General features: G+C 73.2%; 28 protein-coding genes and 1 pseudogene. 14 read left to right on the forward strand and 15 right to left on the reverse strand.

From position 1 onward, the window contains the following. The first annotated feature begins 179 nt into the window (after window positions 1–179). Window positions 180–416: a hypothetical protein gene (locus ACZ4VA_RS31760; RefSeq protein ID WP_355792306.1), complete on the forward strand. Its 237-nt coding sequence runs from the start codon at window positions 180–182 to the stop codon at window positions 414–416. A 93-nt stretch (window positions 417–509) separates the two neighbouring features. On the opposite strand, the gene ACZ4VA_RS31765 is transcribed toward ACZ4VA_RS31760, so the two are convergent. The 4 genes from ACZ4VA_RS31765 to ACZ4VA_RS31780 form a co-directional block, all read right to left on the reverse strand. Further along, on the reverse strand, window positions 510–1,742 hold the full coding sequence (locus ACZ4VA_RS31765; RefSeq protein WP_468083434.1) for a ricin-type beta-trefoil lectin domain protein: 1,233 nt from the start codon (window positions 1,740–1,742) through the stop codon (window positions 510–512). Between the two features lie 139 nt (window positions 1,743–1,881). Further along, on the reverse strand, window positions 1,882–2,418 hold the full coding sequence (locus ACZ4VA_RS31770; protein ID WP_388906002.1) for a VanZ family protein: 537 nt from the start codon (window positions 2,416–2,418) through the stop codon (window positions 1,882–1,884). Window positions 2,419–2,730: 312 nt separating this feature from the next. Next, complete coding sequence (locus ACZ4VA_RS31775; protein WP_356172658.1) at window positions 2,731–3,096, reverse strand: cupin domain-containing protein; 366 nt, start codon at window positions 3,094–3,096, stop codon at window positions 2,731–2,733. Window positions 3,097–3,277: 181 nt separating this feature from the next. Next, a complete protein-coding gene (locus tag ACZ4VA_RS31780; RefSeq protein ID WP_389391277.1) occupies window positions 3,278–3,973 on the reverse strand; it encodes a DUF4230 domain-containing protein in 696 nt (231 codons plus the stop codon). A gap of 316 nt (window positions 3,974–4,289) precedes the next feature. Between ACZ4VA_RS31780 and ACZ4VA_RS31785 the strand changes: the two genes are divergently transcribed. Both ACZ4VA_RS31785 and ACZ4VA_RS31790 read left to right on the forward strand, forming a co-directional pair. Then, entirely contained in the window at window positions 4,290–5,024 is a 735-nt protein-coding gene (locus ACZ4VA_RS31785; RefSeq protein ID WP_356172663.1) for an alpha/beta hydrolase, read from the forward strand. 434 nt (window positions 5,025–5,458) lie between these two features. Further along, on the forward strand, window positions 5,459–6,412 hold the full coding sequence (locus ACZ4VA_RS31790; RefSeq protein ID WP_355795971.1) for a ribose-phosphate diphosphokinase: 954 nt from the start codon (window positions 5,459–5,461) through the stop codon (window positions 6,410–6,412). A gap of 54 nt (window positions 6,413–6,466) precedes the next feature. Here ACZ4VA_RS31790 and ACZ4VA_RS31795 read toward each other — a convergent pair whose 3' ends face one another. Together ACZ4VA_RS31795 and ACZ4VA_RS31800 are read right to left on the reverse strand one after the other, a co-directional pair. Then, window positions 6,467–6,892, reverse strand: coding sequence for an anti-sigma factor antagonist (locus ACZ4VA_RS31795; RefSeq protein ID WP_356172667.1), 426 nt, complete (start codon window positions 6,890–6,892; stop codon window positions 6,467–6,469). Between the two features lie 348 nt (window positions 6,893–7,240). Next, window positions 7,241–8,192, reverse strand: a pseudogene (locus tag ACZ4VA_RS31800) (NADP-dependent oxidoreductase). Window positions 8,193–8,262: 70 nt separating this feature from the next. Between ACZ4VA_RS31800 and ACZ4VA_RS31805 the strand changes: the two are divergent. Next, entirely contained in the window at window positions 8,263–9,210 is a 948-nt protein-coding gene (locus tag ACZ4VA_RS31805) for a GlxA family transcriptional regulator (RefSeq protein WP_355789934.1), read from the forward strand. Window positions 9,211–9,284: 74 nt separating this feature from the next. Here ACZ4VA_RS31805 and ACZ4VA_RS31810 read toward each other — a convergent pair whose 3' ends face one another. Both ACZ4VA_RS31810 and ACZ4VA_RS31815 read right to left on the reverse strand, forming a co-directional pair. Continuing rightward, a complete protein-coding gene (locus ACZ4VA_RS31810; protein ID WP_356172671.1) occupies window positions 9,285–9,875 on the reverse strand; it encodes a TetR/AcrR family transcriptional regulator in 591 nt (196 codons plus the stop codon). A gap of 32 nt (window positions 9,876–9,907) precedes the next feature. Further along, entirely contained in the window at window positions 9,908–10,270 is a 363-nt protein-coding gene (locus tag ACZ4VA_RS31815) for a DUF1304 domain-containing protein (RefSeq protein ID WP_355789937.1), read from the reverse strand. Between the two features lie 187 nt (window positions 10,271–10,457). Here ACZ4VA_RS31815 and ACZ4VA_RS31820 point away from each other — a divergent pair, with 187 nt between their 5' ends. Beyond that, complete coding sequence (locus ACZ4VA_RS31820; RefSeq protein WP_468083439.1) at window positions 10,458–12,050, forward strand: membrane-associated oxidoreductase; 1,593 nt, start codon at window positions 10,458–10,460, stop codon at window positions 12,048–12,050. Window positions 12,051–12,089: 39 nt separating this feature from the next. Here the strand turns inward: ACZ4VA_RS31820 and ACZ4VA_RS31825 are convergent, their stop codons facing one another. Beyond that, window positions 12,090–13,721 (reverse strand): amidohydrolase, encoded by a 1,632-nt coding sequence (locus tag ACZ4VA_RS31825; RefSeq protein WP_468083441.1) that lies wholly within the window; start codon window positions 13,719–13,721, stop codon window positions 12,090–12,092. Between the two features lie 211 nt (window positions 13,722–13,932). Between ACZ4VA_RS31825 and ACZ4VA_RS31830 the strand changes: the two genes are divergently transcribed. Together ACZ4VA_RS31830 and ACZ4VA_RS31835 are read left to right on the forward strand one after the other, a co-directional pair. After that, window positions 13,933–14,640, forward strand: coding sequence for a TetR/AcrR family transcriptional regulator (locus ACZ4VA_RS31830; protein ID WP_356172680.1), 708 nt, complete (start codon window positions 13,933–13,935; stop codon window positions 14,638–14,640). 193 nt (window positions 14,641–14,833) lie between these two features. After that, window positions 14,834–15,226 carry a VOC family protein gene (locus ACZ4VA_RS31835; RefSeq protein WP_355792594.1) on the forward strand — a complete coding sequence of 131 codons (393 nt, stop codon included), beginning with the start codon at window positions 14,834–14,836 and terminating at the stop codon, window positions 15,224–15,226. A 76-nt stretch (window positions 15,227–15,302) separates the two neighbouring features. On the opposite strand, the gene ACZ4VA_RS31840 is transcribed toward ACZ4VA_RS31835, so the two are convergent. Beyond that, a complete protein-coding gene (locus ACZ4VA_RS31840) occupies window positions 15,303–15,608 on the reverse strand; it encodes a DUF4235 domain-containing protein (RefSeq protein ID WP_356172683.1) in 306 nt (101 codons plus the stop codon). 113 nt (window positions 15,609–15,721) lie between these two features. Then, the gene (locus tag ACZ4VA_RS31845; RefSeq protein WP_468083444.1) at window positions 15,722–16,738 is read right to left on the reverse strand and encodes a glutathione S-transferase family protein; all 1,017 of its coding nucleotides are present in this window, start codon (window positions 16,736–16,738) and stop codon (window positions 15,722–15,724) included. Window positions 16,739–16,849: 111 nt separating this feature from the next. On the opposite strand from ACZ4VA_RS31845, the gene ACZ4VA_RS31850 reads away from it, so the two are divergent. Continuing rightward, window positions 16,850–17,836 carry a cation diffusion facilitator family transporter gene (locus ACZ4VA_RS31850; protein ID WP_356172689.1) on the forward strand — a complete coding sequence of 329 codons (987 nt, stop codon included), beginning with the start codon at window positions 16,850–16,852 and terminating at the stop codon, window positions 17,834–17,836. A 129-nt stretch (window positions 17,837–17,965) separates the two neighbouring features. Here the strand turns inward: ACZ4VA_RS31850 and ACZ4VA_RS31855 are convergent, their stop codons facing one another. Then, window positions 17,966–18,409 carry a nitroreductase family deazaflavin-dependent oxidoreductase gene (locus tag ACZ4VA_RS31855; RefSeq protein ID WP_355796117.1) on the reverse strand — a complete coding sequence of 148 codons (444 nt, stop codon included), beginning with the start codon at window positions 18,407–18,409 and terminating at the stop codon, window positions 17,966–17,968. A gap of 186 nt (window positions 18,410–18,595) precedes the next feature. On the opposite strand from ACZ4VA_RS31855, the gene ACZ4VA_RS31860 reads away from it, so the two are divergent. The 4 genes from ACZ4VA_RS31860 to ACZ4VA_RS31875 all read left to right on the forward strand — a co-directional run bounded on the left by ACZ4VA_RS31860 (window position 18,596) and on the right by ACZ4VA_RS31875 (window position 21,136). Next, a complete protein-coding gene (locus tag ACZ4VA_RS31860) occupies window positions 18,596–19,069 on the forward strand; it encodes a nuclear transport factor 2 family protein (protein WP_356172692.1) in 474 nt (157 codons plus the stop codon). A gap of 251 nt (window positions 19,070–19,320) precedes the next feature. Further along, on the forward strand, window positions 19,321–19,524 hold the full coding sequence (locus tag ACZ4VA_RS31865) for a cold-shock protein (RefSeq protein ID WP_004979083.1): 204 nt from the start codon (window positions 19,321–19,323) through the stop codon (window positions 19,522–19,524). Window positions 19,525–19,735: 211 nt separating this feature from the next. After that, the gene (locus ACZ4VA_RS31870; protein ID WP_356172695.1) at window positions 19,736–20,923 is read left to right on the forward strand and encodes a cytochrome P450; all 1,188 of its coding nucleotides are present in this window, start codon (window positions 19,736–19,738) and stop codon (window positions 20,921–20,923) included. 12 nt (window positions 20,924–20,935) lie between these two features. After that, window positions 20,936–21,136, forward strand: a complete 201-nt coding sequence (locus ACZ4VA_RS31875) for a ferredoxin (protein WP_355786636.1) — start codon at window positions 20,936–20,938, stop codon at window positions 21,134–21,136. Window positions 21,137–21,183: 47 nt separating this feature from the next. Here the strand turns inward: ACZ4VA_RS31875 and ACZ4VA_RS31880 are convergent, their stop codons facing one another. After that, complete coding sequence (locus tag ACZ4VA_RS31880) at window positions 21,184–21,762, reverse strand: TetR/AcrR family transcriptional regulator (RefSeq protein WP_355786633.1); 579 nt, start codon at window positions 21,760–21,762, stop codon at window positions 21,184–21,186. Between the two features lie 111 nt (window positions 21,763–21,873). Here ACZ4VA_RS31880 and ACZ4VA_RS31885 point away from each other — a divergent pair, with 111 nt between their 5' ends. Together ACZ4VA_RS31885 and ACZ4VA_RS31890 are read left to right on the forward strand one after the other, a co-directional pair. Continuing rightward, the gene (locus tag ACZ4VA_RS31885; protein ID WP_468083449.1) at window positions 21,874–22,332 is read left to right on the forward strand and encodes a nuclear transport factor 2 family protein; all 459 of its coding nucleotides are present in this window, start codon (window positions 21,874–21,876) and stop codon (window positions 22,330–22,332) included. A 101-nt stretch (window positions 22,333–22,433) separates the two neighbouring features. Continuing rightward, on the forward strand, window positions 22,434–22,997 hold the full coding sequence (locus tag ACZ4VA_RS31890) for a flavoprotein (protein ID WP_468083451.1): 564 nt from the start codon (window positions 22,434–22,436) through the stop codon (window positions 22,995–22,997). On the opposite strand, the gene ACZ4VA_RS31895 is transcribed toward ACZ4VA_RS31890, so the two are convergent. Together ACZ4VA_RS31895 and ACZ4VA_RS31900 are read right to left on the reverse strand one after the other, a co-directional pair. Continuing rightward, the gene (locus tag ACZ4VA_RS31895) at window positions 22,948–23,865 is read right to left on the reverse strand and encodes a hypothetical protein (protein WP_468083453.1); all 918 of its coding nucleotides are present in this window, start codon (window positions 23,863–23,865) and stop codon (window positions 22,948–22,950) included. The two genes, ACZ4VA_RS31890 and ACZ4VA_RS31895, sit on opposite strands and share 50 nt — an antisense overlap. Window positions 23,866–24,064: 199 nt before the next feature. Then, window positions 24,065–24,973, reverse strand: coding sequence for an endo alpha-1,4 polygalactosaminidase (locus ACZ4VA_RS31900; protein WP_355792230.1), 909 nt, complete (start codon window positions 24,971–24,973; stop codon window positions 24,065–24,067). Window positions 24,974–25,058 lie beyond the last annotated feature (85 nt).

Consider the following 25,058-nt stretch of genomic DNA (forward strand, 5'->3'; position numbering starts at 1 on the left):
CGGAGCGCACGGCGGCTCCGCTCGCCCGGCCGGGTGAACGGGACGCAAGGCGCCCCGCCGCGCTCACCCGGCTGGGCGAACACGGACGCCCCGGCCCTCCCGCGCCGTACGGGCCGGGGCAGCCACAGGCGCCTCAGCCGTTCTCAACCGTCCCGGGAGAACCGTCTTACGCTCTAGACATGACCGAAATCGCGAGCCCCCACATCTCCACCCCGCGGATCATGGTGCTCGGGGTGCAGCCGGGCAGGCCGCCGTTCCGCATCGTCGAGATCGACGGCGAAGTGGTCGGCGAGGCCAGGGCCGTGACCGACGTCCTGGTGGTCGCGGCGGCCTACGGCATCACGGTCCACGACCTGGACGACCCGGACGTCGTCCGCTGGGTCGGCGGCGACAAGCTCACCTGGACCCTGCACTAGAGACCGCCCGGCCCTCGCGCCGGGAACGGGAAGAGGGTCCGGCCGGGGCGACCCCCGCCGGACCCCTCAGCCGCCCGCCGGGCGGTCCGTGCCTCAGCTCACCGTCCACTTCTGGTTGGCGTTGCCGGAGCAGGTCCAGATCTGCAGCCGGGTGCCGTTGGCGGAGTTGTTGCCGGTGACGTCCAGGCACTTGTCGGCCTGGGGATTGACGATGTCGCGGGCCGCCGTCACCACCCACTTCTGGTTCGGGCTGCCGCCGCAGTCCCACAGCTGGACGACCGAACCGTCCGCCGTGCCGTTGTCCTTGACGTCCAGGCACTTGCCCAGCGCGCGGATCGTGCCGTCCGGGGACACCGTCCACTTCTGGGCGGCGGTGCCGTTGCAGTCGTAGAGCTGTACGGGGGTGCCGTTGGCCGAGCTGGCCCCGGCCACGTCCACGCACTTGCCGGCCAGCCCCGTGATCGGGCCCGCGGTGCCGGCCGAGTCGCTGGTGGTCACCTTGACCTCGTCCACGACGAGTTGCTTCGGGAAGGTGGTGGATCCGTCGGGGTCGCCCGGCCAGTAGCCGCCCACCGCGAGGTTCAGGATCAGGAAGAACGGCTTGTTGAACACCCAGGTCTTGCCGCCCAGGTCGGCCGGGGTGCGCCGCTGGTAGACCGTGCCGTCGACCGACCAGGTGATGGAGTCGGGCGCCCAGTCCACCGCGAAGGTGTGGAAGGCGTCCGCGAAGACCTGGCCGCCCGGGAGGGTGTAGCCGGCCCCGATGCCGCCCGAGCCCGAGTAGCCCGGGCCGTGGATCGTGCCGTGCACGGTCGAGGGCTCGAAGCCCACGTTCTCCATGACGTCTATCTCGCCCGAGTTGGGCCAGCCGACCTGCCCGATGTCACTGCCCAGCATCCAGAACGCCGGCCACATGCCCTGCCCGCGCGGGATCTTCATCCGCGCCTCGACGTGGCCGTACGTGCTGGTGAACTTGCCCGAGGTGTTGAGCCGGGCCGAGGTGTACTCGCAACGGCCGTACCAGCACTGGTAGTTGCCCGGGTTCTCCTTGCGGGCCGTGATGACCAGGTGCCCCTGGCCGTCCAGGGCCGCGTTGTTGCTGCCCGAGGTGTAGTACTGGCGCTCGTGGTTGTTGACGTTGTCGCCGGTCTCGATCTGCCACTTCGAGGAGTCGACGGCCGATCCGGCGGGCCCGTCGAAGGTGTCCGAGAACGTCACGGCCGCCGCCTGAGGTCCCGCGTGCGCGGGGACCACGGCGGCGGAGGCGACGAACACGGCGGACACCGCGGCGAGCAGACATCGGCGGAGCAGGCGCGGGGAGTCCATGACTCTCCCTTCTGTACGGCTACCCGTGCGGCGGGTGTGCCGATAGGTGTGGGGGGTGCATGCTTCGCCTCTTGATTTAAGAAGTGAGGTAAGGGGGTGTCAAGACTTTGGTACGGACCACCTCGGGGGAGTCCGCGCGTCAGTCACGGCGACGACGACGCGGGTGCACCGCCCGCCCGAGCCGGCGGCCCAGCAGCAGGTAACCCACCAGCGCCCCGGTGGTGTTGAGGATGACGTCGTCGATGTCGAAGGCGCGCCCGGTGATGAACGCCCCCTGCACCACCTCGACCAGGAGCATCACCACGGCGGTCAGGAGCACCACGCGCAGCAGACCCCGGGTCTTGGGGGCGAGCATGGGAAGCAGCACCCCGAACGGCACGCCCAGCAGCAGGTTTCCGCCGACCTGCTTCACCGCGTCACGCAGGGCCGGCTGGGAGAGATATGCCTCCAGAGAGCGGCCCGGGTGCAGGTTGTTGTGGGTCAGCGCCTCCGAGGCCGGCGACGGCTCCAGGGTCAGCCGCGCGAGCACGGCCGCGAAGCCCACCATCGCCGCGAAGGCCAGCAGCATGACCAGCAGCCGCAAGGGGAGGGGAAGTCCGCGCCGCTCCCGCGGCGCCGGCTCCGGCGGCGGTGCCGGCGTTCGCCTGCCGGACTTGGCTGTTCGCGTGGTGCGCATGCCCCACAGTCCCGACGCCGTACGTGCCATTCCGTCCTCCCGGTTTCAACTGCTCTACGGATGAGCGCGGTTACCCGCGATACGGCGGTGGATGCCCGGTCGGAGGCAGCCGCGAGCGCGGGTTCGACGAGGTGGCCGTGAGCCGTGGGCGCCACGGCCGCGATTCCCTCCCTCGCCGTCTGCCCGCTTTCCCCCGCCTCACCGGGCCGCCGTGCGTAGGACCGGGAAACCGCCGGATAAGGCACGGGAACGCGACGGGGCCCGGCGGGATGCGTACCCGCCGGGCCCCGTCCGGTCTCCGGACGACGGGTCCTACCCGTTGCCGGCCTTCGCGTAGTCCTGCGCCATACCGCCCGCGAAGTCGTAGAGGATCACCTGTTCGTCGCCCACCACCCAGGCGTCGTGCCCCGGCGGACAGACGAAGACGTCACCGGGGCCGACCTCGCCCTCGGCGCCGTCGTCCATGAGCAGCCGCATCCGGCCCTGGACCACGTAGCCGTTGTGGTGGATCATGCAGCTCTCCGTGCCCGCGATCGGACCGACGGACTCGGACCAGCGCCAGCCGGGCTCGAAGGTCCCCACGGCGAAGTCCAGCCCGCTGAGGTGGACCGCTTCGAGGTGCCCGCGGGGGAAATCGCGCCGCTCGTCCGGCTTGTCGACCGTCTTGACCTCAAGCATGACGGCTCCCTTCCACCGGGTCGTGCCCGATGCCTGCCGGGGGCCGGTGCTCGTCTCCTCCGCGGCGTTCTCCGGCCGACGCCCACGTCAACCGGACCCCTCATCTCCATGCTCCGCCCGTTCCGGGAAGACTGCCATCCGGGGGAGCGGCAGTCCCCCGGGGCGTCGCGGTCCCGCACGGTCAGGCGGTGCCGTAGGTGACCTTCACCTCCTTGAAGCCGAGCGAGCCCAGCAGTCCCTTGAGCATGCTCGTGGTGTTCTCCTCGGCGCGCACGGTGAGTTCGCTGTCGTCGGCGGCCTCGCCGATGTGCTTGACCGCGAGCTTCTGCACGGCGCGTTCGCTGTTGGGGTTGTCCGAGAAGAGGTCGCCGAGCCGGTCCAGGAGGCCGCGCTGCTTGGAGACGGCGTAGGAGTGGTCGGCGTCGAGCGCGGGCTTGCCGAGCGCCGCGTGCGGCAGGTGGAGCGTGGCCGACGTGCGGTCGTCGTTGACGGACACGTCCTTCTCGTCCAGCCGGCCGAGGTCGACGTAGGCGTCCACGGTGCCCGCGCCGACGTACAGGGTGCGGGTGCCGCGGATCGCGTCGGGCAGGAGCTTGGCGTCCTTCTCCAGGTCCACGACGACCTGGAAGTTGCCGGACGCGGCCTCGTACCGGCTCATGTCCTGGATGGACTTCAGGAGCGCGGGACCCGACCGGTCGTGCGTCTCCTCGCCGAACATGTCACGCAGCCCGGGAAGCACGCTGAGCCGCAGTCCGGCGAACAGCACCACGAGCACCAGGACGAGGGCGACGAGCGCCTTGATCCAGCCGGGCAGCTGCCTTTTGCCCCGGTCCTCGGACGTCGTCGAGCCGGGCGTCTGCTTGGTGGACGTCGTCATGTCGACAGCCCTCCTTTCTCTACGCCGTGTGCCCGCCAAATCCCCCGGCACAACGCCCGGTTGGCCGAATCCTCGCGGCCCGCCCGGAGGATCACGAAAGTGGGCCGGCGTCCGCCGGGGCACGGTTCCGGCCGCCGACGGCGGTTCAGGCGAGCGCCGGGGCTGTGCCGCGCCCGGAACCACGAACAGCCCCTGCCCGGGCGTGGGTCGCGAAGACACCGCCCCGCCGGTCCGGCGCCGCGGCGCGGCTGATAGACAAAGATTCCCGATGGTCCCGCCCGCCCCGCAGAACCCGCGGAAGGTCTCCTCAGCGCACATGCCCGTCACCGTCACCCGCGACCTGCCCTACACCACTCCCGTGAACGGCCGCCGGCAACTCCTGGACGTCTACCGACCCGACCTCGACGCGCCGGTCTCCGCCGCCCTGCTCTGGCACGGCAGCGGCACGGACGAGAAGGACACGCTGGCCGCCCTGGCCGAGGAGGCGGCGGGCAACGGACTGCTGGTCCTCGTCCCCGACTGGAACCCCGCGGCCCCCGACCGCGGCCGCTCCCACCTCCTCGCCTCCCTCGACTGGCTGCGCGACCGGGCCGGGCGTCTCGGCGGGGACCCGGACCGCACGGTGCTGGCCGGCTGGTCCGCCGGGGCGGGCGCGGCCGTCGGTGTCGCCCTGCGCGCGGGGTCCGACCACTGGCGCCCCTGCGCGGTGGTCGGCGTCGCGGGACGCTACGACGTCGCGGCCCGCAGTACGGGCACGGTGCCCCTCGCCGACGCGGAGGACCTTCCGGCCTCCCCGACGCCCGTCCACCTGGTGCACGGCACCGGGGACACCGACGTACCCGGCCACCACTCGCGCCGCCTCCTGGACGCGCTGCGCGACCAGGGCCGGCCCGCCAGCCTCACGGAACCCGCCACCGACCACGCGGGCGTGGTCATGGCGGAGTACGACCCCGTGCTGGGCCGCTGCCGGCGCTCCCGCGCCGAACACGCGGTCCGGGCCGGACAGCAGACGGCCCGCATCCTCGCGCAGGCCGCGGCCTCGGGCTGCTGACACACCGGCCGCCCGCGCGCGCCGCCGTGCCGGCGTGCCCGCGTGCCGGCGTGCCCGCGTGCCGCCGTGTCCGCCCGCGCGTACCGCCCTTGACCGCCCGGTCCGCCGCCCGCTCTCTGTCCCTTCCACCCGTCCGGTACGCCGGTCGTCCGGCCCCCACCTCCGCTCCGGTACACCGCTCGTCCGGTCCGCGCCGTCCGTGCCGCCGGTACGGTCCGCCGCCCCGTCCGTCCGGCCGCCTCCGCTCCGGTACGCCGGTCGTCCGGCTCGCCCCCGCCCGTCCGGCACGCCACTCATCCGGCCCGCCCCGCCCGTCCGGTGTGCCGCTCCGGCCGTCCACCGTCGGCGCCGGGGGAGAGGCGGCCGTCAGGGGCGGTCTTCCCTGCCCGTAGCATGTGCCGCGCAGTCCGGATCTGATCTTGGAGGAGCGGATCGTGCGTGACATCGCGGTTTTCAGCGGCAGTGCCCATCCCGAGCTGGCGGCCGAGGTCTGCGCGCACCTGGGCGTACCGCTCAGCCCGGCCCGGATCAGCCGTTTCGCCAACGACTGCCTGGAGGCGCAGCTGCAGGCCAACTGCCGTGAGCGGGACGTGTTCCTGGTGCAGCCGCTGGTGGCGCCGGTCCAGGAGAACCTGGTCGAGCTGCTGCTGATGTGCGACGCGGCGCGGGGCGCCTCCGCCGGGCGGATCACGGTCGTCATGCCGCACTACGCCTACGCCCGCTCGGACAAGAAGGACGCGCCGCGCATCTCGATCGGCGGGCGGCTGGTGGCCGACCTGCTGGTGGCGGCCGGGGCGAGCCGGGTCCTCGCGATGACCCTGCACTCGCCCCAGGTGCACGGCTTCTTCTCCGTGCCGGTGGACCACCTGCACGCCCTGCGGGAGCTTGCCGCGCACTTCCAGGGGAACGACCTCTCGATGACGACGGTCGTCTCACCGGACCTCGGCAACGCCAAGGAGGCCGCCGCGTTCGCGCGGATGCTGGGCGCGCGGGTGGCCGCCGGTGCCAAGCAGCGGTTCGCGGACGACCGGGTGAGCATCAGCTCCGTGATCGGCGACGTGAGCGGGCGGGACGTCATCGTCCTGGACGACGAGATCGCCAAGGGCAGTACGGTCCTGGAGCTGCTGGAGCGACTGCGCGAGCTGGGCCCGCGCTCCATCCGGGTCGCCTGCACGCACGGCCTGTTCGCCGCGGGCGCCCTCAAGCGGCTGAGCGAGCAGCCCGACGTGCTGGAGATCGTCTGCACGAACACCGTGCCGATCGCCCCCGAGGAGCGCACGGACAAGCTGCGGATCCTGTCCATCGCCCCGGCCCTGGCCGAGGCGGTCCGGCGGATCCACAACGGAGAGTCGGTCAGCGCCCTGTTCGACCCGCCCGAGACCGCGTAGGCGCGGGGACGCCGGTCGGCAGGCCGTGGCTCGGCGTACGCCGGCCCGGCCGCGTCAGTCCGGGCAGGTGGGAAGCGGCCGTCCGGTCCGTCCGGAGCCCGGTGAGGACCCGGCCGCCGCCTCGGTGCGGCCGACCGCCTCGGCCAGGGACGCCGCCGGCGGCAGCACCCGGGCGAGGCCGGTGACCCGGATGATCCGCAGCGTCAGCGGGTGGGTGCACACCAGCCGCAGTTCGCCGCCCCGGGAGACGACGCGGTGCCTGGCGCGGTACAGCAGGCGCAGCCCGGAGCAGTCGAAGAACTGGACGGGGCGCAGGTCGATCACGATCGAGGCGTCGGGACGGCCGGTCTCCGCGTCCATCAGCGGGACGAGGTCGAGCGCCGCGCTGATGTCGATCTCGCCGTGGAGCTCCAGCACGGTGTGGCCCCGGTACCGGCGGATCCGCAGCTGCCGGGTGAGGGGTGCAGGTTCCTGCCGCACGACGACATCGCCTCCAACCGGCCGCCGGCCCGCTGCTGGTCGCGGGCCCCGAAGTCACCGGGGCCGGGGTGACGACATCTGCGAGCGTAGACACGACACCTGGACACCCGGGGCTGCAAAACCGTTCCTTGCTCTGCAAGTTACCCCCGTTGGAGTGAATTCCAGCATGTTCGATTGACATATGTCTTGTCTTGGATCATCGCGGCGCGTCTTGAGCGGTTGGGGTGGAACGGCGGACTCCGGGGTGACGGGTTCGACGGGTCGGCTCGGTCGCCACGGCGCGGGCGCGGCCCGGCCCGGCTCGTGTCCATCCGAGCCGGGCCGGGCCGTGAGTTCCGCGATCGGGCGCTACGGGAGCGTCAGCACGAGCTTGCCCGTTCGTGCGGCCGGTGTCGCCGAGCGCGTGCGCCTTGGCCGCCTCGGCGAGCGGGAACGATCCCGCGATCGTGGCGCGCAGCTTGCCCTCCTCCACCAGCCCCGCGATCGCGTTCATGCCGGCGTGGTCGGCCTCGACGAGCATCTCCACCGCCCGGACGCCCAGCTTCTCGGCCTCCTCGATGAAGTCGGTCGCCCCGCTCGGCAGGATCGAGACGAGGAGGCCGCCCGGGCGCAGCACGCGCAGCGAGCGGAACCGGTAGTCGCCGCCGATCGTGTCCAGGACGACGTCCACGTCACGGACGGTCTCCGCGAAGTCGGTCTCCCGGTAGTCGATCGGCTCGTCGACCCCCAGCTCGCGCAGGAAGTCGTGCTTGGCCGCGCTGGCGGTGCCGATCACGTGGGCGCCGCGCGCCTTGGCGATCTGCACGGCGAGATGGCCGACCCCGCCCGCGGCCGCGTGGATCAGCACCCGCTGTCCGGGCCGCACGTCGGCGGTGTCGACGAGGACCTGCCAGGCGGTCAGTGCCGCGAGCGGGAGGGCGCCCGCCTGCTCGTGGTCGACGGAGGCGGGCTTGCGGGCGAAGGCGCGGGCCGGCGCGGTGACGTACTCGGCGTGCGAGCCGGCACCGAACGGGTAGGGCAGCATCCCGAAGACCTCGTCCCCGGGCTTGAAGACGGCGACGCCGAGACCGACCGCCTCGACCACGCCGGAGACGTCCCAGCCGAGGACGAAGGGGGGCTCCTTGAGGAACCCGCCGGTCGCGCGGTGCTTCCAGTCGGTGGGGTTGACCCCGGCGGCCCGCACCCGCACCAGCACCTCGCTGGGTCCGGGGGAGGGCCGCTCCACCACTACTTCCTCCAGGACCTCGGGGCCGCCGAGGACGGTCTGACGAATGGCTCGCATCGTGTTCGCAGTACTCATGGGCACCAGCCTGCCGAAAGCGGCCGGCCGAGGAAATGGCAAGATTGCCAATGTTCGCTAGAATCGTGCCATGGACCATGTGGAGCGAGTCGTGGTGCTGGCGCTCGAGGGGATCTACCCCTTCGAACTCGGCATCCCCAGCCGGATCTTCGGTGCGGCGGACGGCAGATACGAAGTGCTGACGTGCAGCGTCGACGGACGTCCGGTGCGCACCAACGCCGACTTCTCGGTGACCGTCGAGCACGGCCCCGAGGTGCTCGGCACGGCCGACACCGTGGTGATCCCGCCGATCACGCCCTCGTACGTCACCTCGCTGCTGTCCGACGAGATCGCGGCGGCCCTCGCGCACATCCGGCCCGACGCCCGCATCGTCTCGATCTGCACCGGTGCCTTCGTGCTGGCGGCCGCCGGACTGCTCGACGGGCGCCCGGCCACCACGCACTGGCAGCTCGCCGAGCACTTCCGCGCCATGTTCCCGAAGGTGGACCTCGATCCCGACGTGCTGTTCGTCGACGACGGCTCCGTCCTCACCTCGGCGGGCGCCGCGTCCGGCGTGGACGTCTGCCTGCACCTGATCCGCAAGGACCACGGGAGCGAGCTGGCCAACAAGGTGGCGCGGCGCTGCGTGGTGCCGCCCTGGCGCGACGGGGGCCAGGCGCAGTACATCGAGCAGCCGGTCCCGGAACCCTCGGCCGCCGGCACGGCCGCTACCCGGCACTGGGCGCTCGAACACCTCGGTGAACCGCTGACGCTCGCCGATCTCGCGGGCCACGCCCGGATGAGCCTGCGCACCTTCGCCCGCCGCTTCAACGAGGAGGTGGGCATGAGCCCCGGCCGCTGGCTCATCCAGCAGCGCGTCGCCCGCGCCCGTCATCTGCTGGAGTCCAGCGACCTGTCGGTGGACCAGATCGCCGGTGAGGTGGGATTCGCGACCGGCGCCTCGCTGCGGCAGCACCTCCACGCCGCGATCGGGGTCTCGCCCCAGGCGTACCGGCGCACGTTCCAGACCGTGCACTAGGAGTGCCCAAGCGGTGCTCCCGGCCGCCGTGCGCTTCACCCACCGCGGGCGGGACCGGCGCGCGCCCGCGACCCTCAACGGCTCCGGTGCAGGGCGACCAGCAACTGCCAGACCTGGTGGGCGATCTCGTCCGTGCCTGCCTCGATGAGGCCGTGCAGCCAGTCGGCGAGCACCCCGGCGAAGGTGGCCGCCACGGCGGAGGCGACGAGCGGGGCGTCGGGGGCGCCGGCGAGTTCACGCTCCGCGAGGCTGCGGGCGCGCAGGTCACGGTGCAGGACGTGGCCGAGCGGGCCGCCGCCGCCCGGGGTGAGCAGCGTGCGGTACAGGGCGGCGTGCGGGGCGAGGCCGCCGAAGAACGCGAGCAGGGCGGGCGGGGCCGACACCGGGTCCGGCCGCCCGCGCCAGGCGTGCAGCGCGTCCACGGCGTCCCGTACGACATCGGCGCAGGCGTCGACCGCCAGCGCCTCCAGGTCGGCGTAGTGCACGTAGAACGTGGCCCGGCCGACCCCGGCCGTCCGGGTCAGCGCCGCCACGCCCACCTCTGACAGCGGGCGCCGGGCGCACTCGTCGAGCAGTGCCCGGCGCAGCCTGGCCCGGGTCCGGGCGGCACGCGGGTCCTGCGGCGCCGGGTCGCCCCGGCCGGTCCCGCCGTCCGCCGGCGGCATGCCTTCGTGCGGGTCCCGGCGGCGTGCCGGTGTCACCCGGCGACCAGCACGGCGGCGAGGGCCAGGGCGCCCGGCAGTGCCTGGGCGACGAGGATGCGGCGATTCGCGGTGGCCGCCCCGAACACCCCGGCGACCACGACGCACACGAGGAAGAACACCTGGACGCGGAACCCGGTGGGGTCGGCGGCGACCAGGCCCCACACCAGCCCGGCGGCCAGAAAACCGTTGTAGAGGCCCTGGTTGGCGGCCAGTGGAGCGGTGGCCCGGGCCATGTCCGGATCGAAGCCGTGCAGCCCCCGGCCCGGCTCGCGCTCCCACAGGAACATCTCCAGGACCAGGATGTACACGTGCAGCGCGGCCACCAAGCCGACCAGCACGTTCGCGACCGTTTGCATCGTCTGTGGACTCCCCGTTCAGGATGACTTCATGGACAGGTGTCCACTATAGCTGGACAGGTGTCCAGGAAACACCTCGGCGTACGGGCTGCCGGTCGTCACGGGCGCAGGCGCGCGAAGGCGTGGGTTGTCCGGTGGGCAGCAGGTAGCGATGCTGCGGTTTTCCTTGATCGGAGGGGGAGTTGACGTGTCGGGCAGTCTCGCGCCCAGCGAGTGGAGCCGGAACGAGCGGAGCATGTGGGCCGCCTTCCGCCGGGGGGAGTGGTATGCGGACGGCGGAGAGGTACGGGCGGCGGCCGTCCGCAGGCTGCTGATCGCCCCGCCGCCGCCCGAGCCCGGACACCTGGCCCGCCTCCGGCTGCGCGATGTGCGCGTGACCGGCCGGCTCGACCTGGCCGAAGCCGTCGTCGGAGGGACCCTGCGCCTGCACAACTGCCGTTTCACGCAGGCCCCTTGCCTCGACGGCGCCTCGCTGGGCGCACTGGAGATGCGCGGCTGCTCCCTGCCCGGCCTGTCCGCCGTCGGCCTGACGACCGGCTGGAAATGCGAGATCAGCGGCTGCCGGGTGGAAGGCCCGACCGACCTGTACGGCGCCTCGATCGGCGGCACCCTGCACCTGGAGGGCAGCCACCTGACCGGACGCGGCGAGCGGCGTGGCGAGAGCGCCCTCCAACTCCTGTGCGCCACCGTGGGCGGCGACATCCAGGCCGGCACCGGGCTGCGCGTCGACGGCTGCGCCGACCTGCGCGACACCTCCGTACGCGGCAGCGTCGTGCTCACCCGCGCCCTGCTCGGCAACCCCGCCGGGACCGTGCTCAAGGCGAACCGGCTGCACATTGGCGGTGACCTGAACGGCCGGGGCGGTCTGGTCGCCGAGGGCATCGTGGACCTGTGCGACGCGCGGGTGGGCGGCGGCGTGCTCTTCGAGGGCGCCTCACTCGGCGCCGGGCACGAAACCGCGCTGCGGGCCCACGGCATAGACGTGGGCGCCGAGTTCAACTGCTGCGACGGCTTCACCGCACGCGGCAGACTCGCCCTCAGCAACATCACCGTCCGCAGCAAGGTGTCCTTCGCGGACGCCCGTATCGACGTACCGGCCGGCCGCCCCGCCCTCACCAGCCGCCGCTCCACCGCCTCCGAACTCACCCTGGGCCTCGCCCCGCCCGCGCGGGGCACCGTCGACCTCAGCCACACCCGGGTCACCGTGCTGCGCGGCACCCCCGACGGCTGGCCCGAGGGGGTGCGCATGGAGGGCGTGGTGTACGAGAGCCTGCTGCCCCAACTCCCCGCCCGGGGGCGGCTTCCGCTGCTGGCGCGCGACCCCCTGGGCTTCACCCCCCAGCCCTACGAGCAGCTCGCCTCCGTGTACCGGCAACACGGGCACGACGCCGACGCCCGTACGGTGCAGCTGGCCAAGCAGACCCGGCTGCGCGCCACCCTGCCCTGGCCGGGCCGGGTGTGGAGCCGGCTCCAGGACGTGACGGTCGGATACGGCTACCGGCCTATGCGCGCGGTGTGGTGGCTGGCCGCGATCATGGTCAGCGGCACCCTGCTGTTCTCCCGGTGGCCGCCCCAGCCCCTCGACCCGGGCCGGCCACCCCGCTTCCAGCCCGCCGTCTACACCCTGGACCTGCTCCTGCCGCTCGTGGACTTCGGGCAGGAACGGGCGTTCAGTCCGGACGGCGCGCTCCAGTGGCCGGCCGTGCTGCTGATCTGCCTGGGCTGGCTGCTCGCCACCACGGCCGCCGCCGGCGCCAACCGGATCCTGCGCCGCGCGTGAGCCCCGCCCGTCAGTCCCGCGCGGCCGGCGTCGACACCCTCAGGCGTCCGGGGACGCGAAGACCCGCTCACCGCCGACGTACGTCAGCGCCACCCGGGCCTCGGCGATCGCCTCCGGCGGCCCGGCGAGCGGGTCGCGGTCCAGCACCACCAGATCGGCGAGAGCCCCGGCCCGCACGCTCCCCGTGTCGTCCAGGTGGTTGGCGTACGCCGACCCCGCGGTGTACGCCGTGAACGCGGCCGTCGGCGTCAGGCGCTCGCCCGGCAGGAAGACCGGCCCGGACGCACCCGGCAGCACGCGGTTGACGGCGACGTGAATGCCCTGGAGCGGATCGGGGCTGCTGACCGGCCAGTCGCTGCCGGCGGCGAGCCGCGCCCCGGCCCGCAACAGCGAGCCGAACGGGTACTGCCGGGCCGCCCGCTCGGGGCCGAGGAAGGGGATGGTCAGCTCGTCCATCTGCGGTTCGTGGGCGGCCCACAGCGGCTGCACGGTGGCCGTCGCGCCGAGGCGTGCGAAGCGCGGCACGTCGTCCGGATGCACGACCTGGAGGTGCGCCAGGTGCGGGCGGGTACCCGTGTCCCCGTTGGCCCGGCGGGCCGCTTCCACGGCGTCCAGCGCGTCGCGTACCGCCCGGTCGCCCAGCGCGTGGAAGTGGCACTGGAAGCCGAGCGCGTCCAACTCGGTCACGTAGGACGGCAGTCGGGCCGCGTCGATGAAGCTGGTGCCGTGATTGGCGGTGGCGCAGCCGCACTTGTCCAAGTAGGGGCCGAGCAGTGCCGCGGTGCCCGTCTCGGCGACCCCGTCGAGCATCAGCTTCACGGTGGAGGCGCGGAACCGGCCGTGACTCAAGGCCGCCCGCCGTTCGACGAGTTCGGGGATCTGCTCGGCGCCGCGCTCGCGGTCCCACCACAGGGAGCCGACCACGCGCGCGGTCAGTGAACCGTCGCGGGCCGCCGTCAGATAGGCGTCCGCCGGATCGTCCATACCGAGGAACGAGCCGACCAGGGCGTCCTGCCACGCGGTGATCCCGAACGCGTGCAGGGTCCGCTGGGCGTGCAGCAGCGCCGCGAGCCGGTCCGCCGCGGTGGCCTCCGGGGCGAGCCGGCCGACGTACTGCATGGCCCCCTCCTGGAGCATGCCGGTGGGTTCGCCGGCCGCGTCCCGCTCGAACCGTCCGTCGGCCGGGTCGGCGGTGTCGCGGGTGACGCCCGCGAGCTCCAGCGCCCTGCTGTTGGCCCAGGCGCCGTGGTGATCCCGGTTCGGCAGGTACACGGGCCGGTCCGGGACGACGGCGTCGAGCAGCTGCCTGGTCGGCGTGCCGCCCTCGAACGCCTCCATGGACCAGCCGCCGCCGGTGATCCACTCCCGGTCGGGATGCGTGTCGGCGTAGGCACGGACGGCGGCGAGGGTGTCCTTGGCGGTGGTCGTGCCGGTGAGGTCGCACCGGGTGGACTCCAGTCCCGCCGGGACCGGATGGACGTGGGCGTCCTGGAAGCCGGGCAGCAGCAGCCTGCCCGCCAGGTCGACGACCTCGGTCCCGTGCCCCCGCAGCCCGGCGAGTTCCGCGCCCCCGACGGCGGTGATCCGGTCGCCGGTCACCGCGACGGCGCTCGCCCGGCCGCCGCCGGGGGTGAAGACGGGGCCGCCGATGAAGATGATGTCAGCTCGCATGGTCCTGATTCCTTGGGTCGAGGGCGCGAGGCCGCGGGGCCTCCGGCGCCGGTGCCGTGACCGGTGCGGGACCCCGCGGCCCGGGAACGGCCCGGTGACGGCCCATGCAACTGCCCGGCCCCGCAACAGGTCAACGGTGTTGACATAAGGTGCGCGTACGCCGGTCGACGGCGCCCGTCCGTCCCCGTACGGCCGCCGTCAGGAGGAGCCGATGACCGACCGCCTCGTCCCGCCCGCCGCCAGGCGGCGCAGGCGCCCCACCAAGTCGGGTGTCGTCCTGTCCGAGGAACTCATCGTCGAGACCGCGCTGCGGCTCCTCGGTGAGCACGGCGCCGACGCCCTCACCGTCCGCCGGCTCGGCCGCGCCCTCGGCGCCGATCCCAGCGCCCTGTACCGCTACTTCCGGGACACGGACGACCTGCTGCTCGCGATCGCCGACGAGCTGATCGGCCGCAGCATGCGAACCTGGCGGCCCTGCGGGGACTGGCGCGCCGACCTGCGCGACCTCGGACTGCGGATGCACGCGGGAGCGCTCGCGCATCCCCAGGCTGCGGTGCTGAGCGCGTACCGGGTGACCGGGCGCGTCCACGAGATCCAGGCCGTCGAGACGATCCTGGGCGTCCTGCGCGGGGCCGGCTTCCCGGACGCCGAGGCCGTGCGCGTCTACCACGCCTTCGTCGACCAGGCGCTGGCCTTCGGCGCGCTCGACGCGGGAAGCGCCGCCCTCCCGGCGCCCGCGCGACAGGCGGATGTCGGAGTGTGGCGGCGGACGTACGCCAGGCTGCCCTCCGGCACCCACCCGCACATCGCCGCGACCGCGGGGCACCTGGTCGCCGCCATGCGGCGCAGCGCCTACCCGACCGCGCTCGACCTGCTCCTCGCCGCCGTCGCGGCGCGCCTCGCCGAGATCACGGGCTGAGAGCGGCCTCGACTCCCTTCCCGTGAACGGGACTTGTCGGCGGTGCGGACGCGCGTACAGACCTGACGAAGTGTCAATACATGTACCGGGCAAGGTCGTCGGTGCCCGACTGATTCCGTCGGGCGGGGGGTACCCGGGGAGCGTATGGCAGCAGGTGGCACCGCCGCCCGCGCCCCGACCGTACGGAGGAAGCATGGCACTGGTAGTGACAGGCGTCGTGGTGCTGGACTGTGCCGAGCCGGAGAAGCTCGCCACCTTCTACAAGGAACTGCTGGACGCCGAGGAGACGGACGCGACCGCGAACCGGGTGGAGATCAAGGCCCCCGACGGGCTGCGGCTGGCCTTCCGCCGCGATGTGATGGCGACGCCGCCGAGCTGGCCGCGCCCCGAGAACTCGCTCCAGGCCCACCTGGACTTCCACGTCGACGACCTCGACGAGGCGGAGCGCCGGGTCGTGGGCCTCGGCGGGCGTCCGCTGGAGACGAAGGACGCCTCCGGTCCGTACGAGGAGCGCGGCTACAGCGATCCGGCCGGGCACTCCTTCACCCTGCGGCTCGTCCCGGCCACGGCCCCCAAGCAGGGCTGAGCGCCGGCGGCGGTCCGAGGACCGCCGCCGGACGGCACCGGCACCGGAGTGCCGGATGCCCGTGCGCCGCTCCGGCTCAGTCCCGGCCGGTCTTGTCGTCGGTCGGCCAGACGCCCGTGGAGCGCTCGATGGCCTTCGCGCCCGTGCGGTCCACCGCGCTGCGGACGACGGCGAAGATGGCGCCCTGCACCGCGGCGGCGAGCAGCACCTCGCCCCAGCCGCGGTCCTTGTCGAGGGCGTCCGGCGCGTTGTCCTCGTGGCGGATCGCCTTCCAGGTGGTCTGGAACGCCTTGCCCGCCAGCGCACCTCCCGCCCAGCCGAGCACGAACCCGACGGGCTTGTAGGCGAGGGGGAGCGTTTTCTTCTTCGTCTTCTTCGACATGTGGTTCTCCTTGTTGCCTTCGGCCGGCCTCCGGGGTGTCGCCGGACACTTGGCGTGTGTCCCTATCCGCGGCGAATACGCAGGCCGGGGTCGGTCGACGCGGTCTTCGGTGATCAGGGCCGCCCCTGTACGGGCACCTCCTCACCCTCGGGCACCGGTCCCGGCGGCGTCCCGTCGCCGAACGGCCGGCCGCCGAGTTCCGCGCGGTGATGCGGTGTCAGCCAGCCCGCCGGATCCGGGCCCAGCGGCACGATCCCGGTCGGATTGATGCCGGTGTGGACCTGGTGGTAGTGCCGTTTGACGTGGTCGAAGTCGACCGTGTCGCCGAACCCGGGCGTCTGGTACAGATCGCGGGCGTACGCCCACAGCACCCGGTCCTCGGCGAGCTTCCAGCGGTTGCACTTGAAGTGGCCGTGGTAGACCGCGTCGAAGCGGACCAGCGTCGTGAACAGCCGGATGTCCGCCTCGGTGATCGTGTCCCCGACGAGGTAGCGCCGTTCGGCCAGCCGCCGTGACAGCCACTCCAGCCGCCGGAAGACACCCGCGCACGCCTCCTCGTACCGCTCCTGCCGGTTCGCGAATCCCGCCCGGTACACCCCGTTGTTCACGTCGTCGTAGACGCCCGCCATGACCTCGTCGATCTCGTCGCGCAGCTTCGCCGGATACAGGTCCGGCGCCCCCTCGCGGTGCAGGTCCGTCCACTCGGTGGCGAAGTCCAGGGTGAGCCGCCGGTAGTCGTTGGTGACCAGCCTGCCGCTGGGCACGTCCACGAGCGCGGGCACGCTCACCCCGCCCGGATGGTCCTTCTCCCGGGCCTCGTAGGCCTCCTTCAGGAAGCGGATGCCGAGGACGGGGTCGCGGCCGTCCGGGTCCAGCGTGAACCGCCAGCTCCGGTCGTCCTGGATCGGGTCCACGACGGCGAGGGACACGGCGTCCTCCAGCCCGAGGAGGCGCCGTGAGACCAGCGCGCGGCTCGCCCAGGGGCACGCCCGGCTCGCGACCAGCCGGTAGCGTCCGGCCTCGACGGGCCAGCCGTCCCGTCCGTCGGCGGTGACGCGGTCCGTGAAGTGGCTGCCGGAGCGCTTGAACTCCTTCTTGCCGTAGTCGGCGTTCGACCCGTCCTCGCCCATCACGCCTCTCCTCTCCGCCCGCCGCCGTCCGCGTGAGCCCTCGGTGGAGGGGTTCCCCGATTTCCGCCGACGCCACTGTGTGAGCGGGCCGGGCTCGGGCATCCGGGGCCTGTGGCCAACGACTCGACGCAACAACCGACCAGCTCCGACCGCAAGACGCGCATCACCGTCCTGGTGGCGCTCGGCGCCAATCTCCTGATCGCCGTCGCCAAGGCGGTGGGTGGTCTGGTCTCCGGTTCGCCCGCGCTCCTCTCCGAGGCGGCGCACTCCGTCGCCGACAGCCTGAACGAGGTCTTCCTGCTCGCGGCCCTGCGGCGCAGCCGGCGCCCCGCGGACCGGCGCCACCCGTTCGGGTACGGCAAGGAGCGCTTCTTCTGGTCCCTGCTCGCGGCCGTCGGGATCTTCGTGATGGGCGGCTGCTTCTCCGTCTTCCAGGGCGTCGAGGCACTCAGGAACGGAGCCGAGGAGTCGTTCTCCGGCTATGTGACGGGCCTGGTGGTCCTCGGCGTGGCCCTGCTGGCGGAGGGCGCCTCCCTGGTGCGGGCGCTGCACCAGGTGCACAAGCAGGGCGGCGGGCTGCGCGACCCCGCCCTGCGGACGGTCGTCGCCGAGGACGGCACCGCGGTGCTCGGTGTGACGTTCGCGATCATCGGCATGGTGCTCCACATGGTGACCGGCCAGGTCGTGTGGGAGGCCGCCGCCTCGCTGGCCATCGGGGCGCTGCTCGTCTGCGTCGCCTACTGGCTGGGCCGGGACGCGCGCGCCCAGCTCGTCGGGGAGGCCGCCGACGAGGAACTCAGCGACCGGATCCGCGCCGTGCTGGACGCCCAGCCCGAGATCGACAGCGTGGAGGCGCTCCTCACCATGAAGATGGGCCTGGACTCCACCCTGGTGGCCGCCCGCGTCGACCTGGTCCCCGGGCTCGACAGCGAGGAGGTGGAGGACGTCGCCGTCCGCATCAAGCGCTCCGTCGCCCGGCTGGTGCCGGAGGCCGACCAGATATTCCTCGACGTGACGGACGCGCGGGCCGCCCGGGAGGCCGCGGGCCGGAGCGCGACGGAAAGCCCCGCCGCGACGGGGGAGCGCGGCGGGGCCTGACGTCCGGGTGCCCCCGGAGGCGGCGGATCATGCGGCGCCGGTCCCGCACGCCCGCGCGGGCCGTACGACACCGGCGGTGACCCGTGCGGACCGGCGCCCGTACGGGTCACTCCCGTGCGGCCGTCCGGCTCAGTCGGTCGGCTCCAGCACGAACAGCGGGATGGCGCGGTCGGTCTGCTTCTGGTAGTCCGCGTACGGCGGATAGGCGGCGACCGCGCGCTCCCACCAGACCGCCTTCTCCTCGCCCGTGACCTCACGCGCGGTCAGATCGTGGAGGGCGGGGCCGTCCTGCAGCGACACGCGCGGGTCGGCCTTCAGGTTGTGGTACCAGACCGGGTGCTTGGGCGCGCCGCCCTGGGACGCGACCACCGCGTAGCGCCCGTCGTGCTCCACCCGCATCAGCGGGGTCTTGCGGATCTTGCCGCTCTTGGCGCCCCGGGTGGTGAGGATGATGACGGGAAGGCCCGTGTTCCCGAGGGTCGTCCCCTTGGTGCCGCCGGAACTCTCGTACAACTCCACCTGGTCGCGCACCCATTGCTCCGGGCTGGGTTCGTACTCACCCTCAAGAGGCATGTCTTCCGTCCCATCGTCGCGTTGTACTGGTGTCGTCCAGTCAAGATTCAACACCGGTTCGCGCGCAAATCAACCAGGCCCCTACCTCGGGGGTAACCGACGGTGTCGGCCGGACGGGGCACGGTGGACCCGTCGTCACGCCGCCGCAGCCCCGGTCGGAACCGGTAGAGATGAGGGAGTCCCGCCATGTCCGCAGCCAACGGCCGAACCCCCGCCACGCGCACCGTCGTCGAGGAACTGCTGCGCCGGATCGGCGAGGGGGACCCGGAGCGGATCGCCGGGCTGTACGCCGAACGGGGTGACTGGAAGCTGAGCTGGCCCGAGGACGAGCACGGGCGGTCCGCGACCCCCTGGATCCGCCACCGCTCCACGCGCGCCGACGCCGCCGCCCACTACCGCGAGCTGGCCGCGCACCACAGGCCCGGCGCGGCGGCCACCGCGATCGAGCGCGTCCTCGTCGACGGCGGGGACGCGGTCGTGCTCGGCGAGATCCGCCAGACGGCGGCGGCCACCGGACGGGAGTACCGGGCCAGGTTCGCCCTGCATCTCACCGTCGAGGACGGGCTGGTCACCCGGCACCACGTGTACGAGGACAGCCTCTCCGTGGCCCGCGCCTTCGAGCCGGCCCGGCCCGCCGGTCACGCCCCCGGACGCCCCTGAGCCCGGCCGGGGACGCGTCGCCGGCACGGGACCGGGGCGGGTCCGGGCGGCGTCGGCGCGACGCGCCGTCCGGATCATGTCCCATTGCTCTCTGGTGGGCGCCGGTTCCGCCGTGTAGCGTCGCTGCCAGATGTCGTGGTTCGCCGTACCTGCCCGCGCTCCGGCGCGGGCGCTTTGCTGTGCGGTCGACCAGGTCGATCACCTCTGGGGCCCGCGCGGTGCGGGTCCCGATCTCAACCGGAGGGCACAGCATGGCCAGCGGAACCGTCAAGTGGTTCAACGCCGAAAAGGGCTTCGGCTTCATCGCGCAGGACGGCGGCGGACCGGACGTCTTCGCGCACTACTCCAACATCAACGCGAGCGGCTTCCGTGAGCTCCAGGAAGGCCAGGCGGTGACCTTCGACGTCACCCAGGGCCAGAAGGGCCCGCAGGCGGAGAACATCACCCCCGCCTGACCCCTGACCGAACCGGTCCCGGCCCTCGGGCCGGGCCGGTTCGACCCGGTCCCGGGGCGGCCGCTGCCGCCCGGCGCGGGACCGCCCGCACGGTACGGGTTCAGCCAGATCGCGTGGCAGGTACATCTGGCCGAACTTCGCGTGGCTCTGTAGATGCCCTGGGCATCTAATGATGATCGGCAAGAGCGAACCGTCGCTTGCGAGGTCACTCATGACAGAACCCGTCGCCTTCCCCCAGGACCGCACCTGCCCCTACCACCCGCCCGCCGCCTACGAGCCGTTGCGCGAGGCGGGGCCCCTGTCGCGGATATCGCTGTACGACGGCCGTGACGTCTGGTTCGTCACCGGCCACACCGAGGCGCGTGAACTGCTCGCCGACCCGCGCCTGTCGTCCGACCGCACCCTGCCCGCGTTCCCCGCGCCGACGGAGCGGTTCGCCGCCTCCCGCACGCGCCGCGTCGCCCTGCTCGGCGTCGACGACCCCGAACACCGCACGCAGCGCCGCATGCTGGTGCCGCGCTTCACCCTCAAGCGGACCGCCGAGCTGCGTCCCCGGATCCAGGAGACCGTGGACCGGCTGCTGGACCGGATGGCGGAACAGGGTCCCGACGCCGAACTCGTGGACGCCTTCGCGCTGCCCGTGCCCTCGACCGTGATCTGCGCCATGCTCGGCGTCCCCTACGCCGACCACGACTTCTTCGAGGAGGAGTCCCGCAGACTGCTGCGCGGCCCCGGTGCGGCCGACATCCAGGCCGCCCGCGACCGACTCGACGCCTATTTCGGCGCGTTGATCGACCGCAAGCTGGAAAATCCCGGCGACGGGCTGCTCGACGAACTCGTCCAGGAGCGGCTGCGCGAGGGCACGCTCGACCGCACCGAACTGCTCGGACTGGCCACGCTCCTGCTGGTCGCCGGCCACGAGACCACGGCGAACATGATCTCGCTGGGCACCTTCACGCTGCTGCGGCACCCGGAGCGGCTGGCCGAACTCCGCGCCCGACCCGCGCTGTGGCCGGACGTGGTGGAGGAGCTGCTGCGCTATCTCTCGATCGCCGACGGGCTGCTGCGGGTGGCCACCGAGGACATCGAGGTGGCCGGGGCGACGATCCGGGCCGACGAGGGCGTCGTCTTCTCCACCTCCGTCATCAACCGCGACGCGGACGCCTTCGGGACCCCGGACGCCCTGGACTGGCACCGCCCGGCCCGGCACCACGTCGCGTTCGGCTTCGGCATCCACCAGTGCCTCGGGCAGAACCTGGCCAGGGCCGAGCTGGAGATCGCCCTGCGCTCCCTCTTCGAGCGCTTCCCCACACTGCGGCTCGGCGCCCCGGCCGAGGACATCCCCTTCAAACCGGGGGACACGATCCAGGGGATGCTGGAACTCCCCGTGACCTGGTAAGAGGCTTCGGGCATGGACTACGACATCACCATCGACAGGGACGTCTGCATCGGGGCCGGGCAGTGCGCCCTGGCCGCCCCCGGCGTCTTCACCCAGGACGACGACGGATTCGGCGAGTTGGTCCCCGGCCGCGAGGACGGCGCGGGTGACCCCATGGTGCGCGAGGCCGCACGGGCCTGTCCCGTGAGCGCCATCACGGTGTCGGGGGCCTGACGGTCCGACACCCGCGTGACGTCCCGGACCCGTCCGCGATCCGTGTCCTACGGCCGGGAGTTGAGCAGCGCGCGGGCGGCCTCGCGCGCGTGCGCGGCGGGCGCGGTGCTCTGTTCGACGCCCGCGGTGACCATGGCGCCCTCGGCGAGCAGGTACACCTGTTCGGCGAGGGCCGCCGGCCGCCCCGCGTCGGCCACCAGCGCCGCCAGCCAGCCCTTGAACGCCTGCTTGTGCGCCCGCACCCGCGCGGCCACCCGCGGCGAGGTGGCGCCCAGTTCGCCGTACGAGTTGATCCACGCGCAGCCGCGGAATCCGGGTTCGGCGAACCAGCCCTCCAGCCAGTCGAAGACCGCGAGGACGCGCTCGGCCGGGTCCTCCCGACGGTCGACGTACTCGGCCAGCCGCCGCCGCCAGCGGACGTCACGCCGCTCCAGATACGCCTCGACCAGCAGCTCCTTGGACGGGAACAGCTGGTACAGCCGCTTGAGCGAGACGCCGGAGGTGCCGCGCACGTCGTCCATGCCGACGGCCTGGATACCGCGGCCGTAGAACAACTCCTCGGCCGCGTCCAGGGCCTGGTCCCGGGCGAGGGCCACTGCCTGTTCACGGGCGGCCGTGCTGTCCATCCGAAGTCCGCTCCTTGACGTGAGAACCACCGTTCTCTACGTTAGCAGCCATCGAGAGAACGGCCGTTCTCTCCGTCGTGGGCGTCCGCGCCCCGCCTCGAGGAGGACGCCATGAGCGACCGTCCACCGCTTCCGCCCTTCACCCGCGAGACCGCCGCACAGAAGGTCCGGGCGGCCGAGGACGCCTGGAACACCCGCGACCCGCACCGGGTCTCGCTCGCGTACTCCGAGGACTCGGTCTGGCGCAACCGCGACACCTTCGTGCGGGGCCGCGCCGAGATCGTCGAGCTCCTGACCGCCAAGTGGGCACGGGAGTACGAGTACGCGCTGCGCAAGGACCTCTGGGCCTTCGACGGCAACCGGATCGCCGTGCGCTTCCAGTACGAGTCCCGGGACGCGGACGGCCAGTGGTGGCGCTCGTACGGCAACGAGCTCTGGGAGTTCGACGAGCACGGCCTGATGACGCGCCGCGAGGCGAGCATCGACGACGTGCGGATCGAGGAGGCCGAGCGCCGGATCAGGGGCCCCCGCCCGGAGACGGAACGAGCGGACACCCTGCCCCTGCGCTAGCTCCGGCCGTCCGGACCGGCCGCGAGCGGCGATGTGCCGCTCCGGACCGCGCGACGCCGACCGGATCCGGACGTCAGGACCCGGGTCATTAGGGTGCTCGGGTGAGCGAACGCGCCGAGAAGCCCTTCCTGTACGTCGTCGTCTGCGCCGCCGGTGTCGCCGCGGACGTCGGCACGCTGATCACCGCCGCCCTGCGGGACTGGGAGGTCGGCGTCATCGCCACCCCGCAGGCGCTCGGCTTCTTCGACACCGCGGACGCCGAGCAGCGGACCGGCCGCCCGATCCGCTCCGCCTGGCGCTCGCCCGGCGACCCGCGCCCGTTCCCGGCCCCCGACGCGGTCACCGTCGCACCGGCCACCTTCAACACGGTCAACAAATGGGCCGGCGGCATCTCCGACACCCTGGCCCTGGGCACCCTGTGCGAGGCGTACGGTCTCGGCGTGCCCATATCCGTCCTGCCCTGTGTGAACGAGGCGCTCGCCGCCCACCCCGCCTACCGCGCGAGCGTCGAACGGCTCGGCGGCATGGGCGTCCGGTTCGGCGACCCGTACGACGGCGCGCCGGGGGAGGACGGCGGACGCGGTGAGTTCCGCTGGGAGCGGGCGCTCGACCTGCTCACCCGTCCCGTCCGACCCCGGCGGCGGAGGGCCGGTCCGCGCAGGTGAGCGTGGGCCCGACGAGCATGCCGCCCGTGTAGACGGCCTGGCCCTGCGGCATCCAGTAGCCCAGTTTGGAGACGACCGTGGAGCAGGACTCGGGCAAGGAGACGTGGACGACGACCGTGTCGGGCCGGCCCGGCTGGAGTTCGGTGAGGGCGCAGTCCAGGGCGTGCATGCTCCGCTCCGTGGAGGGATAGCGGCCGGTCAGCGGGTTGACGCAGCGGGGATCCGACGTCGTCAGCTCCACCCCGGACCCCTCCTCGCCGATGAGCCCGAAGCGGGCGCTGCCGTCACCCTGCTCGCTCTCCCGCGCGACCGTGTAGGTCACGGTGGTCGTGGAGCCCGCGCGCAGCGAGTCCCGGTCGACGTCGATGCGGTGGGTGGGCGCGGCCTTCGGCCCGGACAGGGTCAGCGTGGCGTGCACCCGGCCGCGCAGGTCGACACCCGCGGGTGTCGAGCGGACGTGCACCTCGCCGCTGATGTCGTAGGTGCCGGGCCCCGGGTAGTCGCGTCCGCCGGGCAGCGTCCCGGAGGCGACGGTCTCGCCCGCGCGCCGCGCCGTCCAGCTGCCCGAGGTCGTACAGGCGTACGCGACGGACGTGCCGGCCCGGCGGCAGGTCGCCGGGGCCGACACCGACATGGTCGGACCACCGCTGCTCGCGCACAGGTTCACGGAGGCCCGCTGGCCGTTCTCGCCCTTCAGCGTGCCCGCCTGCGCGCACAGGGTGGCGGGGGCGGAACCGCCGGGGGCCGGGGCGCGCCGCTCGGCGCTCGCCGCGGGCTCCCCCACGACGCCCCATCCGACGGCGGCGGCCAGCAGGGCCGCCGCCGTGAGGGTCCGGGACGTCCTGCGGACGGTGGTGCGTGTCGGCACGGCTTTTTCCTCCCGCACGGCTGTGACCGGCGGGTCCGCCGGTCGCGTGCGTCGAGGATGCGCGTCCGGCCGCCCCGGGCCGCCGCTCCCACGCCGGACGGTCACCTGCGGGCACGAAGGACGGGCACCCATCCGGGGCACCGGAGGCTCGGGGCGGGGGTGGGTGCCCGCCGTGCGCCACCACGGCAACGGCCGGGCGTCAGCGGGTCCGGCGTACGTACTTCTCGTCGTCCGGCGTGGACACCAGGACGTCCCTGCGGACGATGCTCAGCCGGTCGCCGAAGGCGGAGCGCGCCTTGCGCAAGCCGCTGTCGGTGTACTCGATGACGAGCACCCGGTCCCGGAACGCCTTCGCGTAGACCCCGCACTCGTCGTACTGGCCGCACTCCTCCGCCACCGCGAAGTCGAGCCCGGCAGCCTTCCGCCGCCCGGCCAGCTCCGGCGTGTTCTTCTGGCCGACGGCCAGATGCCGGGCGTGGGCGTGCGCCGAGAGGAGCCTGGTGAACGCGACGGCGTCGTCGGCGGTCAGCAGGTGCCGGGAGCGGGTGTAGCTGTCGTAGTTGTCCGGCTCGACGGCGTCGAAGCCCTTGGCGGCGCAGCCGTCGATCCAGCGGGCGACCCGCGCGGCCACCCGCTCGCGCTTGGCCGGGGTGCCGATGTCCAGCAGCGCCTCGTTCCAGTCGCGGTCCACGACGACCTCGCCGTCCGCGTCGCGCAGCAGCAGGTCCGCGGGCCACGCGTCGCGCTCCGCGGGCTGGGCCTGGAAGGCGTTGACGTAGCAGACGTTGTAGAGGCCGCGCGCGGGCGTCGCCGAGCGGTCGCGGCTGACGACGCGCACGCCGGCGGGCGGAGGATAGGCGCCGCCGATCTGGTAGTCGAAGTCCGCGCCGAGCGGCGGCAGGCGCACCCCGGCCCGCGAGGAGGAGTCCTCGCGCGGCTTCGGGCCGCCGTGCTCGTCCGGGGCCGTGGCCGCGCTTTCCCGGCCGCCCGAATCGTTCTTCCCGGCCCCGCCGGACCCCGATCCGCAGCCCGCGAGCGCGGTCAGGACGGCCAGGGCCGCGGCGACGGTTCGCAGGGGCCGGGCACGGCCCACACGCGTGACGGACATGTCCGCTCCATCGATCGCGAGTACGACCCCGCCTCGGACGCGTCGGCGGTCCTGGCGACTGTGGCCGGGCTTGGACCGAGTCCGC

The organism is Streptomyces sp. NPDC028308, from assembly GCF_055565855.1.